The organism is Robiginitalea marina (assembly GCF_024006985.1).
In the GTDB taxonomy this organism is placed as follows: domain Bacteria; phylum Bacteroidota; class Bacteroidia; order Flavobacteriales; family Flavobacteriaceae; genus Robiginitalea; species Robiginitalea marina.
The window spans coordinates 178943-192734 of the sequence record NZ_JAMXIB010000005.1 but is presented as its reverse complement, the minus strand read 5'-3'; the positions used below and the strand labels follow the sequence as shown (position 1 = coordinate 192734).

Here is a 13792-nt window from a genome sequence, read left to right as displayed (position 1 = left end):
GTCATGAAAACCGCCCTTCACTGGTTCCGCAACGATTTGAGGTGTGCCGACAACACCTCCCTGACACACGCCTGCAAGGCTGAACGGGTCCTGGCCCTGTATTGTTTCGACCCCCGGTTTTTCGAAAAGGACCCCTATGGCTTTCCCCGGACCGGAAAATTCCGTGCAGCATTCCTCAGGGAAACCGTGGAAGCGCTTTCCCGCGAACTCAGGGGGTTGAACATCCCCCTGTTCATTTGCCCGGGGCGGCCAGAAGAGGCAATCCCCGACCTGGTGACCCGCTTTGGTATTTCGGAAATACATGCCCAGCGCGAATGGACCCGCGATGAAGCCCGAATCAACGCCCGGGTAATCCGGTCGCTACCCCCGGGGGTGGCTTTTCGGGAACATTACGACCAGTTCCTGTTCCACCCCGAAGATACCCCTTATACGGATTTCGGGAGGGTTCCGGAGGTATTTACCACCTTCCGGAAAGCCTGTGAAAAGGAGGCCGCGGTGCGGCCCTGCCTGCCCCTCCCCCAAAAAAGGCCGGATGCGCATTGGGTGGAACCCGAATCGGACCTCCCCGGGCTTGAAGCCCTTGGGCTGGAGGTCCCGGAAAGGGACCCGAGGTCAGCCTTTCCGTTCAGGGGGGGCTCCACGGCAGCCTGGGAGCGCCTGGACCAGTACTTCTGGAAAACCAAACGCCTCAGTTATTACAAAAAGACCCGGAACGGGATGGTGGGGACCGAATACAGCTCCAAGTTTTCGCCCTGGCTGGCCAACGGTTCCCTGTCGGCCCGTCAGATATACGAACAGGTGAAGCGCTACGAAAAGGAGGTTGTCCGCAACCAGGACACCTACTGGCTGGTCTTTGAACTGATCTGGAGGGATTATTTCAAATTCATTTCCCTGAAGCACGGCAACCGGATTTTTCACCCGGGCGGGATCAGGGAACAGGGGGAAAGCCACGGGCTCTCGGATCAATGGCTCCGGGCATGGACCCTGGGGCAAACCCCGGATGCCTTTGTGAATGCGCATATGACGGAACTGCGGCATACCGGATGGATGAGCAACCGGGGCCGGCAGAATACCGCCAGCTACTGGGCGAAGGCCCTCGGGCAGGACTGGCGTGCCGGGGCTGCCTATTTTGAGAGCATGCTCCTGGACTACGATGTCCACAGCAACTGGGGAAACTGGATGTACAACAGCGGGGTCGGCAACGACCCCCGTGACCGGACTTTTAACACGGCCCTGCAGGCGAGCCGGTATGACCCCAATGGGGCCTTCCGCCGCCTTTGGCTGCAACCTGCCTTATTCTAAACGATGAAAACCCTCAGGCTAATCCTGGGCGACCAGCTCAACCCCGAACACCCCTGGTTCCGGCAACCCGGGGAAGGGGTGGTGTACCTGATGGCCGAACTGCGGCAGGAAACCGATTATGTGGTCCACCACATCCAGAAGGTAGTGGCCTTCTTTGCCGCCATGCGCGCGTTTGCCGGTGCCCTGGAACAGCAGGGGTACCAGGTGCGCTATTTCAGGATCGGCGACCCGGACAATCCCCAGAGCCTTGCCGGGGTGGTCCGGCAGGTGGCCGAAGAGGAAAATATCGGGAGGTTTGAATACCAGCTGCCCGACGAGTACCGCCTGGACCAACAGCTGCAAGCCCTGTGTACTTCCCTTGCCATCCCCTGCCAGGCTTTTGATACCGCGCATTTCTATACTTCACGGGGGGAATTGAAGGAATTTTTCCGGGGCAAAAAACAGTACCTCATGGAATCCTTTTACCGAAGGATGCGAAAAAAACACGGGGTCCTTATGGAGGGCGGCCAACCCCTGGGGGGACAGTGGAATTTCGACAGGGAGAACCGCAAGGCCTGGAAGGGGAAGCCAGCCATCCCCCCGGGCCTGCCCCTGAATAAGGACGTCAGCCCCCTGGTCGCTGAAATCCGGCAAGCGGGGGTGAAGACCCTTGGGACTATTGACCCCGCGCACTTCCAATGGACCACCACCCCGGGGGAGGCCCTGGAACTGCTGGATTATTTTTGCCGGCACCTCCTCCCCCATTTCGGGGATTACCAGGATGCCATGCATTCCGGGGAAAAATTCCTGTTCCATTCCCGCCTTTCCTTCGCCCTGAATGCCAAACTCATCTCCCCGAGGCGGGTGGTGGAAACCGTGGAGGCCTATTTCAGGGCCCACAGGGACCGCATCCACCTGTCGCAGGCAGAAGGGTTCATCCGGCAGGTGCTCGGGTGGCGGGAATACATGAGGGGGATCTACTGGATGGAAATGCCGGGGTACCGGGACAAGAACGCCCTGAACAACCAAAACCCCCTGCCTGAATTTTTCTGGACCGGGCAAACCCGGATGAAATGCCTGAGCCACACCATCGGCCAAAGCCTGGAGGAAGCGTATGCCCACCATATCCAGCGCCTGATGGTTACAGGGAATTTTGCCCTTTTGGCCCAGGTGCAACCCGATGAGGTCGACCGGTGGTACCTGGGCATTTATGCCGATGCCGTGGAATGGGTACAACTTCCGAATACCCGTGGGATGAGCCAGTTCGCCGACGGCGGTTTGGTGGCTACCAAACCGTATGTGAGCTCAGCCAATTACCTGCAGAAGATGGGGAATTACTGCCAGGGGTGCCCCTATGACCCCCAGGAAAAAACTGGTCCCACGGGCTGTCCGTTCAATGCCCTGTACTGGAATTTCCTCGATGAGAAGCGGGAAACCCTGTCCCAAAACCCCCGGATGGGGATGATGTACCGCCTGCTCGATCAGAAAGTAGACGGGGAACTGGCCGCCCTGAAAGCCCGGGCGGCCGACATCATTGCCCACCCGGAGCGCTTCTGACGAAGCCCATCATTTACACGGCCCTTCCTGAGGAAAACACAGGGTGCGCTGGCTTTTAAGCCCCGTCGGATAAGGGGTCGCTAAGGGGGAGGGATTTATTGCAGGATGTCGTCCACGATGCCGTAGTCGACCGATTCACGGGCATCCATCCAGTAGTCGCGGTTAAAATCCTTCATAATCTTATCAAAGGTCTGGCCGCAATTCTCGGCCAGTATCCGGGCCCCGATCTCACGGGTTTTGAGGATTTCCCTCGCCTGGATTTCAATATTGGTGGCCTGCCCCCGCGCCCCGCCGCTGGGCTGGTGGATCATCACCCGGGCGTGGGGCTGGATAAAGCGCCGGCCTTTTTTGCCCACCGAAAGCAGGATGGATCCCATGGAAGCTGCCAGGCCGGTACAGATGGTAGACACCGGGCTTTTCAGGGAAGTAATGGTATCGTAAATAGCGAACCCGGAGGTTACATACCCCCCGGGGCTGTTAATGAGCAATTGGATTTCCTTGTCATTCTGCATGTCGAGGTACAACAGGCGGTCGATCACGTGCTTGGCAGAATCATCATCTACCATACCCCAGAGAAACACCTTCCGCTCCTCAAGCAGGCGGGCATCGATCAGTTCCTGGACTTTTCCTTTTTTTGAACTCATAGAGCGTAATGGGTTAGGGATCAAAAATACACATTTTTACAGACAAGGCATACCCGGACGGGCCCCTAAAATTCCGGCGAATACCGCTCTGCAAAAAGAGATGTATCTTTGAAAAAAAAAGAAAACCCATGCGGCCCATATTCCTTTTCCTCGCCTTCCTGGCCTTTGCCTCTTGCAGGGAGGCAGCTTCCCCGGACACGATAACGGAAACTAACCCCCAACCCCCGGCAGACCTGCTCGGGGCCCTGGCGGAAAAACACGGCTTCAACAACTGGAGCCGGGTAAACCGGATCCGGTTTAGCTTCAACGTCGAGAGGGGCGGTGCCCTCACCACCCAACGATCATGGATCTGGGAGGTACGGGAAAACCGGGTGACGCGCATCGCAGAAGGCGATACCCTCACCTACCTGCGCTCGGAAGTGGACTCGGCCACGGCAAAGGCCGATGCCGGTTTCATCAACGACAAATACTGGCTACTGGCCCCGTATCAGTGGGTCTGGGACCGGGGAAGCATTACGCATACCTACCAGGATACTGCCCGGGCGCCTATTTCCGGGGAATCCATGGCCAAACTGACCATTGCCTACGGACAGGAAGGCGGTTATACCCCCGGCGACGCCTATGACTTTTATTTCGGGAAAGACTCCGTGGTGCGCGAATGGGTATACCGGCGGGGCAACCAGCCGGAACCTTCCCTGGCCACCACCTGGGAAGGCTACCAGGAACATGGGGGGTTATTGATCTCCACCGTGCACCAGAACGCCGACGGCTCGTTTAAACTCTATTTTACGGGGGTTGCGGTAGACTAAGCTCCCCCCCTGCCCCGGATCAGGAACGTTGCCAAAAACACGAAAACCGCCCCCAACAGGAGCACGGTAAACGTCGTGGTAAGCCGGAAATGCTCCCCGAGGTATCCCAGCACGGGGGGTGCGAGCAGGAAACCGGAGTACCCGGTGCCGGCAATAAAGGCGACTCCCTGGGCGGAATCGACCCCCCTGATGTTCCCCCCGATCCGAAACAGTTCAGGGATGATTACCGAAAACCCAAGCCCGATCAGGGCAAAGCCCAGCAGGGCCATATAGGTAAAAGTACTCAGTACCGCCAGGTAGCCGCAAATGGCGATCAGGCTCCCCAGGCCAACGATGCGGACCGACCCAATCCGGGTGCTGATGCCGTCCCCGAGGAAGCGGCCCAGGGTCATGGTAGCGGAAAACGCCAGGAAACCCGACCCGATCAGGTACTCCGGGGCCTGGCTGATTTCCCTCAGGTACAGCCCGCTCCAGTCGACAATAGCCCCCTCTCCACCCATTACGATAAAAGATACCAGCCCCAGCAGGAAGAGCGGCCTGAACAGTTTCAGGCTGAAGGCTTCCTGTTCCATTGGGGCTGCCCTGACGGTGAGGTAGTATTTCCGGTAGCGAAAATTCACCCAGAACACCACCAGAACAACGCCCAGCATATGCAGGGCCGGGTTTCCAATGGGCCCGATCAGAAAACTCCCGAGGCCGGCCAGCACCCCCCCAAGGCTGAAAAACCCATGGGTGGCAGACATGAACTTCTGCCCGTCTTCCTTCTCGATTTCAGTGACCAGGGTATTCATGGCGATGTCAAGGATGCCATTGGCAGCGCCAAAAAGGAAAAGAGCGCCCATCAGCAGGTAGTAATTGGGGGCCATAAGGGGAAGCAAAGCAAAAGCGCTGCAGCCCAGTACCCCGAACCAGGTGGCACGGCCCACCCCCAGGCGGTTCACCACGCGGGCGGCCACAGGAAATACGGTAAACACCCCCAGGGAAAGGAAAAAAATGGCGAAACCCAGCCTGGCCTTGTCAATGTCCAGCTGTTCCTTGACCGTGGGGATATAGATAGCCCATGTGCCAAACCACAGGTTAAGGCTCGCGAAAACCAGGGCAGGGGCCAGGTATCGGGGGTTGGAAAGGATCAGCTTGAGGGATTTCATACCAGGGAGTGCCATTTAAGCGCCGCAAGATAGGCCAGAAATTGCAAATCCCCGCTATGCCCCCGTGCGTTCCAGGATGCCCTGCTTCAGGATCTCCCCAAAGCGGTACATATCCGTATAGGAACAGTAAAAAGGGGCCGGGGCCAGGCGGATCACATTGGGCTCCCTCCAGTCGGTAATCACCCCGTTTTGCATCAGGTAGTCGAAAAGGGGCCTGCCTTCCCCGTGTAGGAATACCGATAGTTGGCACCCCCTGGCTCCGGGGGGGGTGATGATCTCGAACGTGCTCTCCACCTGCCGGTCGACCTCGCCGAGGACGAATTCCAGGTAGGCCACAATCCGGTCCCTCTTGGCGATCAGGGCATCCATCCCCGCCTGCTCAAATAGTTCAAGGGAGGCGAGGTAGGGCGCCAGGGCAAGCACGGGCGGGTTGCTCACCTGCCAGGCATCAGCGGATTCGATCGGGTCAAAACGCGGTTGCATCAAAAAACGGGTTTCCCTTTTGGTCCCCCACCATCCCTCAAACCTTGGGATATCCGGATCGGCCTGGTGCTTTTCATGCACAAAGATGCCGGAGGCATTCCCCGGCCCGCTGTTCATATATTTATAACTGCACCATGAAGCGAAATCGACTTCCCAGTCGTGCAGGGCCAGGTGCACGTTCCCTGCGGCATGGGCGAGGTCCCACCCCACCATGGCGCCAGCCGCCTTGCCGGCCTTTGTAATTGCCGCCATATCGAGGACCTGCCCGTTGTAATAGTTCACCCCTCCCATAAGTACCAGGGCCAGTTCCCCCCGATGCGATTCGATGGCCTGCAGGATGTCCTCTGTACGCCAGTGGTGCTCCCCCGGGCGCTTACGGACTTCGATCAACGCCTCCCCTGGGTCGTACCCATGGAACTTCAACTGGCTCTGGAGCATATACTGGTCAGAGGGAAAGGCCTTTTCTTCGCACAGGATTTTGTAGCGCTTTCCATGGGGGCGGTAAAAGGAGACCATCAGGAGGTGGAGGTTCACGGTCAGGGTATTCATGACCGAGACTTCCCGTATCCTGGCCCCGACAATGCGGGCCAGGGCCGGGGCAAGCCTCTCGTGGTAGTCCCACCAGGGCTTCTCTGCGTAAAAATGCCCCTCCACAGCCAGTTCCCGCCAGTCCTTCATGATGTCATCCACAAAGCGCTGCGCGCTTTTAGGTTGTAGTCCCAGGGAATTCCCGGTAAAGTAAATGACGTCTTTTCCCTTCACCTGAGGGAAATGAAATTCCTCCCGGTAGTGGCGCAAGGGGTCCTCCTGGTCCAGTCGCAGGGCATAGTCCGCTGTATTTTCAAATCTCATCCCATGGGGTTTTGCCCAAAAATACGACGAAGTATCCAATTCCGGGAGGTCCGGAAAAACCCGGGGTCAATCGGCCAGCCGCTGTCGCATCTCGACGATATGCTCCAGGAACCCTGTCTTCTCGTAGGCCTTTATGGCCGGTAGGTTGTCTTTGTATACCGTCAGCCTGATTTCATGCAACCCCTGCTCCAGGGCCCATGCCTTAAGCACCTCCATGATCTGCCGGTTTATCCCCCGTCCGCGGTATTGCGGCAGGGTATACATAAAACCAAAATAGGCATAGGCCTGGTGGTCAAGGTAATGGCGGGGCACCTTCCGGGTCGCGTAACCGCAGGCCACCAGCTCCCCCTGGTATTCGGCCACGGCGACATGGGAATTGGGATCCTGCAACAAAGTTTCCAGGGAATAGTAGGTGACCGGATCCGGGCGGATGGTAGGGTCAAAGGGGCGTTCATCGCGGATCAGGCCCTGTTCAAATTCCTTTAACACCGGCAGGTCTTCCAGGGTGGCTTGTCTTGTGGTTACCTTCATGGGATAACGGATTTCTGGCGCGTGAATTTAGGGATGATTTTCCGAATTTCCAGTGGAAGCCGGATGTCCCCACGGGACGGGAAAGGCATTCGGGCCCCGCGCCTGGATTCCGCAGTGACCATAACATCAGGCGGCAAGAATAGTGCCGGGGTGCGGGGTAGTTGCAGGGAGGGAGGGTAACTTGCCTTTGGGGGAGGGGGGGATACCCCCCACGTGAATGCTAATGCCTTGATACCCTACCCCCCATCGCGCCACCCCGTTGGCCGGCCAGTCGGGGCGAATTCCGTAGTTTTGCCGAAAAAGCCCATGCATTTTTTATCCGCCTCCCTGGAAGCCTACATTGCAGAACAGAGCGAACCGGAACCTGAATTGCTGCAAGAGCTCACCCGGGAGACCCACCTGAAAGTACTCATGCCCCGCATGATCACCGGCCATTACCAGGGCAGGGTGCTTAGCCTCCTCTCCCGTTTGCTGCGGCCCAAAGCCATCCTGGAGATCGGTACCTACACCGGTTATTCGGCCCTTTGCCTGGCGGAAGGGCTGGCCCCGGAAGGCATACTACACACCATTGACAAAAACGAGGAGCTCCGCGCCATGCAACGCCGGTACTTCGACCGGAGCCCTTACGGGCAGCAAATTGTCCAGCACACCGGGCTGGCCCTGGAGGTCCTTCCAAACCTTAAAGGTGCTTTTGACCTGGTATTCATCGATGCAGACAAGAAGGAATACCCGCAGTATTTCGAGGCGGTACTCCCCAGGGTGCGCCCGGGGGGCACCATCCTCATGGACAATGTACTGTGGTCGGGCAAGGTCCTGGAACCCGTTGACCCCAAAGACCAGGCCACCAAGGTACTGGTTGCCTTCAACCAGAGCCTTCGCGACGACCCCAGGGTGCGGACGGTACTGCTCCCCATCCGCGATGGCCTTACCGTATGTACGGTAAAATGAACCGCTGGTGCCCGCTGTAAAACAGGGCCCCGAAAGCGATCCCGGCCAGGGCACCTACCAGCACATCCAACGGATAGTGCACCCCGACGAAAATCCTGCTCGAGGCAAAAAGCAGGGGCCATAGGAAGAACAAGAAAGCCGCGCGAAAATGCTTTTGCAGGAAAATAAACATCAGGGTGGCAATGGAAAATGAACTGGAGGCATGCCCCGAGAAAAAACTGTATCCCCCGGCGTCCCTCAGGATCCTTGCCAGGGGTCTCAGCCTGAGGTCCTGGTTAGGCCTCAGGCGGGCAACTGCAGCTTTCGTCCAGTCGGTGAACCAGAGGACAACCCCCAATAACACAAAAGCCGTCAAGGCTATTGCCACCGCCTGCTTCAAGGGATAGGCTCTGAGGAGCAACGCCAAAAACAACACGAATAAAGGGGTCCAGGGGGCGATGTCGGTCACGGTGGACCAAAAGGGATCGAGGGGGGCAACCCCCAGGTTGTTGAGGTAGAGGAAGGCTTCCCGGTCCCACAGGAGGAGCTGCTCCAGCATAGGCCTTATTTCCTGCTGATGGTGCCGCCTACGTCATCCAGGTTTTTCTTGACTTCCCGGATTTCTTTTTGGATATCGTCGGTAATGGAGGTGTCCAGGCCCTGTTTCTCGGCGCTTTTCTGGATCTCCCGCTTGATGTCTTCCGTAGCGTCCTTCAGCTGGCGCATGCCTTTGCCCAGGCCCTTGGCTATACCGGGGATTTTATCGGCCCCAAACACCATCACCACCACAAAAAGGATAAAAAAAATCTCAGCCCCGCTAATGAATAAAAACGTCATTGACATACCACAAATATACAGAAGTTTAAGCGCCAAAATAAAAAAAGTCCCGATGCGCACGCATCGGGACTTCCTCAGGACAGGGAAAAATTATTTCCCCTTGATGTTCTCCTTGAACTGCTGGAATTCGGAAGGAGCCTCCTCCCTTGGCCAGGCATTATTGGTGGTATCGATATCCGCGGTTTCCAACTTCGGGTCTACCACAATCCCCACCAGTTCTGACTGGGAAGAAATCACGCGGCTTACCTCCTTATCGTTTTTCCTCCAGATTTCCGGGGGATAGGTAACCAGTTCCTTGGTGCCATCGGCGTAGGAATACTCCACAATCAGCGGCATGGGGATGCCCCCGGGCTTGTCAAAAGTCACCTCGTAGAAGAACTTCGGCTCCTTCACTGCGGCCCGCTCCTCGGCAGTCATATTGTCCATCATAAATTCCTTAAGGGAGGGAGAAACCTCGGAAGGGGCCTTGCCTTTCATTTCGGGATCATAGTCCTCGCTATCCTCCTCAGCCAGGTAAACCAGGGGCGGCAGGTCAGCTTCGGTAATTCCGTTGGCCTGCATATACTCCTTCATTTGCCGGGTGGGCTTGTTGCTCACATAGTATTTCTTGACCCCCTTGACCCCAATGTCGACGTAATCGGTGGTGTAGAACCATGACCTCCAGAACCAGTCGAGGTCTACCGCAGAGGCGTCTTCCATGGTCCGGAAGAAATCTTCCGGGGTCGGGTGTTTGAACATCCAGCGCTGCGCATAGGTCTTGAAGGCGTGGTCGAAAAGCTCGGGGCCCATCACGGTCTCTCTGAGGATGTTCAGGGCAGTAGCCGGTTTTCCATAGGCATTGGGGCCCAGCTGATAGACATTCTCGGGGTTCGACATAATCGGGGCCAGATACGACTGGTCCCCCGCCATGTAAGGAACGATCTTGGAAGGATCCCCCCGGCGTGAAGGGTATTTCTCGTTCGGGGCAATAACGGCCGGGAAGGCCTTGCCGAATTCCTGCTCGGCCAGGTACTGCATAAAGGTGTCGAGGCCTTCATCCATCCAACCCCACTGCCGCTCATCTGAATTCACGATCATGGGGAAGAAGTTGTGTCCCACTTCATGGATGATTACCGAAATCATCCCGTACTTGACCCGGTCGGAGTACGTGCCGTCTTCGTTTGGCCGGCCGTAATTCCAGCAGATCATCGGATATTCCATCCCCTGGTTTTTGGCGTGCACCGAAATGGCCTTGTGGTACGGGTAATCAAAGGTGTGTTTGGAATAGGTTTTCAGGGTGCTGGCCACTGCCTGGGTCGAAAGGTCTTCCCAGAGCGGGTTCCCTTCCTTGGGGTAAAGCGAGACCGCCATAACATCCTTGCTACCGATGCGCACGGCCATCATGTCCCAGATAAACTTCCGGGAGGTGGCAAAGGCGTAATCCCTGACATTTTGCGCCTTGAATTTCCAGGTCTTGGTTTTCTCGGAAAACCCTTTCTCCGCGGCTTCGACCTCCTCCTGGGTCACGATCAGCACGGGCTTGTCATACGACTTTTTGGCCTGCTCATACCGCTGCATCATCTCCCGGGAGAACACTTCCTTCCGGTTTTGGAGCTCGCCGGTGGCGTCGAGCACGTGGTCCGCAGGCACCGTGATATTCACCTCGTAGTTGCCAAAGGGCAGGGCGAACTCCCCGCTGCCCCAGAACTGGTGGTTCTGCCAGCCTTCCACATCGCTGTAGACGGCCATCCTGGGGAAAAACTGGGCGATTACATACGCCCGGTTCCCGTCCTTTTCAAAGTATTCGTACCCCGAGCGCGCCCGGTTAACCGTATGGTCGGGGATGTTATACCACCACTTGATATCAAAGGAAACCGATTCCCCCGATTTAAGCGGCTGGGGGATATTCACCCGCATCATGGTCTGGTTGATGGTATAGGAGAGGGGCTTGCCCTGGGCATCGCGCACGTATTCGATGTTGAACCCCCCGTCAAAAGGCTCCGTCAGGTAATCGCCTGCAAAAGACTCTGCCCGGTAGGCCGGGGCTACCCCGCTGCCGTCCCTCAGGGGCGACTTGGAATCCTTTGCCCGGACGTTCTGGTCGAGCTGCACCCAGAGGAATTCAAGGTCATCCGGGGAATTGTTGTAATAGGTAATGGTCTCCTCCCCGTAAATGCGGGCATTCCGGTCATCGAGGGTGATGTCCATCCGGTAATCGGCCTGTTGCTGGTAATAATCGGGGCCCGGGGCACCGGAAGCACTCCGGTAGGTATTGGGCGTGGCGAATTCCTGGTACATCTGGCGGAATTTGCTCTGGTTGGTGTGGCCGGGCTGCTTTTCGGCCGGGGCTTCTTCCTGGGCCCAGCCTGTGGTCGCAAAGGCAAAGAAAAAGGCCGCAAAAAGATAGGTTGCTTTCATCGCATTCATATTGGGTTATTTAAGGGGTTGAAAAATACAGGATTTTAGGAGATTCCGCCAGAAGGCCGTCATAAGTTTAACATTCCTTTATTATTCTCGCGGATCAGTACAAAGCTTTTCTTTTTGCCCAGCACCTTCAGGTGAACCAGGTTTTTCTGTTCTTCAAAGATCTCGGTCAGCAGGTCGTTTCGGACCCCGACGGATTTCAGGGTTGCCCCGGGAACGTCCGGGACTTCCAGGTAGCAAATCACCAGGTCCTTGTCGTAACGGGTCCCGAGGAAGGTAAATGCCCGGGGCGAATCGTTTACCTGCACCTCGAAGCGCGATTGGAAGTATCGCTCTATGTATTGCCCGGCAAGGGGCGACTCCTCCGGGGTACCCAGGTTCCCGCGAAAATCATAGCGCTGAAGCAGGGCTTCTTCCAGGTCATCGGTGAAAATCCGGCTGATGACCTGCAGGGAAGCTTCTTCCGGGGCATAGTCCACATTGGTCACGCTAACGTAAAATTTATGGGCCCCTGAGAACGAAAGCAGCGGCAGCAGGAAGGTCAGCAACAGTACCCCCAAAATCCCTTTTCGATTCATTTTCCTTCGTTTTGTCGTTTCCCTGTGCAAATCCCGTGCCGTGTGGTGCGGTCAAATGTACGGAATTCACGGCTTCTGCTCCAGGCCATTGTTTTTTCGGTACTCTGCGCTCTTTTTCCTCAGGAATTCCCACATCCGCAAGGGGTCACCCTCCGCCAGGGAACCAAAGGAGGGGTCTGCCTCGCAATAATACATGAAATCGGGGATCCTCAGGGCAGGGACCCCGAGCTGCCCGACGAAAACACTGTCGGGGTACCGGGCCCTGACCTCCAGGGTCTGCTGGTAGGCCCGGTCACGTGCCAGGCGCTTCTTTAACATGCGGGTGCGGCCCGAGATAGCGTTCAGGACCGGGTTTAGGGGGACGATCCCCCCCCCGGTGGTCGCCTCGTACAACATGCGCTCGGTCTGGGTCTTCACCGGTGCAAAAGCATTGGGAAGGCCCAGGGATGCTGCTGTTACCGGTTCCTCCACCGGCAGGTTCCCGAGGTCCCGCCCTAGGTCCCCGCTCAGGTTATAAGGATACAGGACCACCTCATCGAGTTGGTTTACAAAGGGGGTGAGGGAAATACTCAAAAGTCTGCCCCGCAGCATTTCGGGGGTGATGTGGAAAGTGATCCGTTCATAGCGTATGGCCGAAACCAGTACCGTATCGCCTTCCTCGGCGGGGATTGTGAAAAATCCTTCCTGGTCCGAGATGGTCGCCTGCTCTGCGGAAAGGTTCAGCAGGTGTACGTTGGAAACCCCGGTGCTGTCTTCCAGCACCCTGCCCCTCAAATCGCCGCGGCCCGGGACCTGGGCAAAAGCCCCCGTCCAGAGCAGGAAGAATAAGGCAGGCCAACACCGCATTCGGCTATTCCTGTCGGATTTTCCGAAAGGCCTCACTTTGGGTCACCAAAAAATCAATCAGTTGGAATTCATTTTCCTTGCGCAGCAGCGCGCGGGGCGGCAGTTGGGTATCGCAATAAACCAGGAAGGCATCGATCTGGTCCTGGGGGATCTGCAGGTCGCTCACAAAAAAACGATCGTCATAGACCTGCCGAAGTACCTCACTGGCCTTCAGGGGGGCAGGGCCCTCGGCTTCCTTTTCCCCGCCGATGGTTTTGGCCAGCAGCTTAAAGATGTTCACGAAATTCAACCCGTACTGCATCCCCCGCACCGTAGGGTCTTCGGCAATATTGACCACCTCCGTGGTCGGGTCGGTTTCATATACGTATTCCTTGAAGTCCTCGTTGCGGAGCCTGATGAATTCTTCCTGCTCCTCCGGGCTGACCACCACTTCATCGAGCTCGGTCACTTTTTCGGTAACCTCCACCACCAGCCGGTTGTTCTGGAGGATTTCGGGGGTAATCTTCACCATCTCCAACTGGTAGTTCAGGGCCATGAAGACCACATCATCCCCCGGCTTTACCGGGATGGTAAATTCCCCCCGTTCATTGGTGATGGTGGCTTGCTGGGCCGTGGTGTTGATCACATTCTCATTGGGCACGGGGGAGTTCCTGTATAACACAGTTCCCCTGAGCAGGGTACGATCGTCGTCCTGGGCCCAAAGGGGTGTGAAAAACCCCAGGGAAAAGAAGAAAAGGAATAGTTTTTTCATAGAGGTACAGCAGCCATTCTGTCAATTTATAAAGAAAAAGCAACTTCCCCTAAAAAAAAAGGCAAGCCGCATAAACTTATGTTAAACCCGGTGCAGACCGGGCTTTTAGCTGCTTTCAGGTTGCAGGGTCCAGGACGTAATTGGG

General features: G+C 56.8%; 14 protein-coding genes. 4 read left to right on the top strand and 10 right to left on the bottom strand.

Translation table 11 applies throughout. The features are described from left to right. The first annotated feature begins 3 nt into the window (after nt 1-3). Nucleotides 4-1302: a DASH family cryptochrome gene (locus NG653_RS08200; RefSeq protein WP_252741210.1), complete on the top strand. Its 1299-nt coding sequence runs from the start codon at nt 4-6 to the stop codon at nt 1300-1302. 3 nt (nt 1303-1305) lie between these two features. Continuing rightward, the gene (locus NG653_RS08195; RefSeq protein ID WP_252741209.1) at nt 1306-2838 is read left to right on the top strand and encodes a cryptochrome/photolyase family protein; all 1533 of its coding nucleotides are present in this window, start codon (nt 1306-1308) and stop codon (nt 2836-2838) included. A gap of 95 nt (nt 2839-2933) precedes the next feature. On the opposite strand, the gene NG653_RS08190 is transcribed toward NG653_RS08195, so the two are convergent. Continuing rightward, nucleotides 2934-3482, bottom strand: coding sequence for a ClpP family protease (locus tag NG653_RS08190; RefSeq protein WP_252741208.1), 549 nt, complete (start codon nt 3480-3482; stop codon nt 2934-2936). Between the two features lie 128 nt (nt 3483-3610). On the opposite strand from NG653_RS08190, the gene NG653_RS08185 reads away from it, so the two are divergent. Continuing rightward, nucleotides 3611-4291, top strand: coding sequence for a hypothetical protein (locus tag NG653_RS08185; protein WP_252741207.1), 681 nt, complete (start codon nt 3611-3613; stop codon nt 4289-4291). Here the strand turns inward: NG653_RS08185 and NG653_RS08180 are convergent. From NG653_RS08180 to NG653_RS08170, 3 genes are all read right to left on the bottom strand, one after another. Then, on the bottom strand, nt 4288-5439 hold the full coding sequence (locus NG653_RS08180) for an MFS transporter (protein ID WP_252741206.1): 1152 nt from the start codon (nt 5437-5439) through the stop codon (nt 4288-4290). The genes NG653_RS08185 and NG653_RS08180 overlap by 4 nt on opposite strands. Nucleotides 5440-5493: 54 nt before the next feature. Beyond that, the gene (kynU, locus tag NG653_RS08175) at nt 5494-6774 is read right to left on the bottom strand and encodes a kynureninase (protein ID WP_252741205.1); all 1281 of its coding nucleotides are present in this window, start codon (nt 6772-6774) and stop codon (nt 5494-5496) included. Nucleotides 6775-6840: 66 nt separating this feature from the next. Then, nucleotides 6841-7305: a GNAT family N-acetyltransferase gene (locus tag NG653_RS08170; RefSeq protein ID WP_252741204.1), complete on the bottom strand. Its 465-nt coding sequence runs from the start codon at nt 7303-7305 to the stop codon at nt 6841-6843. A gap of 306 nt (nt 7306-7611) precedes the next feature. Between NG653_RS08170 and NG653_RS08165 the strand changes: the two genes are divergently transcribed. Next, the gene (locus tag NG653_RS08165; protein WP_252741203.1) at nt 7612-8253 is read left to right on the top strand and encodes an O-methyltransferase; all 642 of its coding nucleotides are present in this window, start codon (nt 7612-7614) and stop codon (nt 8251-8253) included. On the opposite strand, the gene NG653_RS08160 is transcribed toward NG653_RS08165, so the two are convergent. The 6 genes from NG653_RS08160 to NG653_RS08135 form a co-directional block, all read right to left on the bottom strand. Then, a complete protein-coding gene (locus NG653_RS08160) occupies nt 8231-8791 on the bottom strand; it encodes a phosphatase PAP2 family protein (protein ID WP_252741202.1) in 561 nt (186 codons plus the stop codon). The genes NG653_RS08165 and NG653_RS08160 overlap by 23 nt on opposite strands. 5 nt (nt 8792-8796) lie before the next feature. Further along, the gene (locus NG653_RS08155; RefSeq protein WP_252741291.1) at nt 8797-9069 is read right to left on the bottom strand and encodes a Sec-independent protein translocase subunit TatA/TatB; all 273 of its coding nucleotides are present in this window, start codon (nt 9067-9069) and stop codon (nt 8797-8799) included. 90 nt (nt 9070-9159) lie between these two features. Further along, nucleotides 9160-11475 carry a M1 family metallopeptidase gene (locus NG653_RS08150; protein WP_252741201.1) on the bottom strand — a complete coding sequence of 772 codons (2316 nt, stop codon included), beginning with the start codon at nt 11473-11475 and terminating at the stop codon, nt 9160-9162. Nucleotides 11476-11534: 59 nt separating this feature from the next. Beyond that, nucleotides 11535-12050, bottom strand: coding sequence for a DUF6702 family protein (locus NG653_RS08145; RefSeq protein ID WP_252741200.1), 516 nt, complete (start codon nt 12048-12050; stop codon nt 11535-11537). A 66-nt stretch (nt 12051-12116) separates the two neighbouring features. After that, entirely contained in the window at nt 12117-12896 is a 780-nt protein-coding gene (locus NG653_RS08140; RefSeq protein ID WP_252741199.1) for a peptidase associated/transthyretin-like domain-containing protein, read from the bottom strand. A gap of 4 nt (nt 12897-12900) precedes the next feature. Next, on the bottom strand, nt 12901-13647 hold the full coding sequence (locus NG653_RS08135) for a BamP family beta-assembly machinery protein (RefSeq protein ID WP_252741198.1): 747 nt from the start codon (nt 13645-13647) through the stop codon (nt 12901-12903). Nucleotides 13648-13792: the final 145 nt, after the last annotated feature.